2 protein-coding genes are annotated in these 763 nt (G+C 68.9%); both read right to left on the reverse strand.

All coding sequences use genetic code 11. The features are described from left to right. Nucleotides 1–353: pilus assembly protein (locus K4G59_RS19750; protein ID WP_231252773.1), on the reverse strand; the 353-nt coding region annotated here is incomplete at its 3' end. Between the two features lie 74 nt (nt 354–427). Further along, on the reverse strand, nt 428–763 hold a 336-nt coding region (locus tag K4G59_RS19755), incomplete at its 5' end, for a TadE family protein (protein ID WP_231252774.1).

Here is a 763-nt window from a genome sequence, read left to right on the forward strand (position 1 = left end):
TCGAGAGAGCTGCTCGCGCTCGCCTCGATGGTGCGCTTGCCTGGTACTCCCGGCACAGCAAGACCCTCAAGGTCCAGCAGGCAACCGACGGTGACGTGCACAGCAGCGTTCTGGCCTACTGCTGCGGTGAAAGCGTCGGTGTCGACGTGGACGGTAACCTTCACGCAGGCCACGTCCTGATTCGCCAAGCTGTTCGTGGCGGCCGCGGTAGCGGCGGTCTCAGCGGTCGACCTGGTTCGTGCAAGCGACGCGGATCGTGCGGCGTCGACAGCCGCCGACTCGACCGCCTGGTGCGCAACGGTCGTACGGCCACCGAAGATGATCAGGCCCACGAACAGCGCGAATGCGGGCACGGCAATCGCTGCCTCGACCGACGCGGATCCACGCTCGCTGCCGCGCCTGCTGGCCGGCGGTCCCATTGGCCAGCTCACGGGGACGTCACTCTCTCCACTGGCATGCTGGCGCGTTGCCGTACGACGGGGTTCCAGCCGGGAACGACGCTGAGGCTGCGTCCGGTCACGATGACGACCGCGGTGGCGGCGGAGCGGCTCGTCGAGACAGTGGCATCGGCCAGGACGTCATCGCCGCCGGCATCGGCGACGAATGACGTCGCGGCCGTGGTGCCGGCGGCTTCGGTGCCGTGCTCGCCTGCGGCTGTGCGAGCCCCCTCCTGGGCGGCAGCGATCGCCACCTCGCGGGCGTGGTGGTAGAGCGCGGCCTGAACCCCGATGAACATGACCGCGAACAGTGCGGGCAGCAGAAT

The organism is Nocardioides furvisabuli (assembly GCF_021083185.1).
GTDB classification, from domain to species: Bacteria; Actinomycetota; Actinomycetes; order Propionibacteriales; family Nocardioidaceae; genus Nocardioides; species Nocardioides furvisabuli.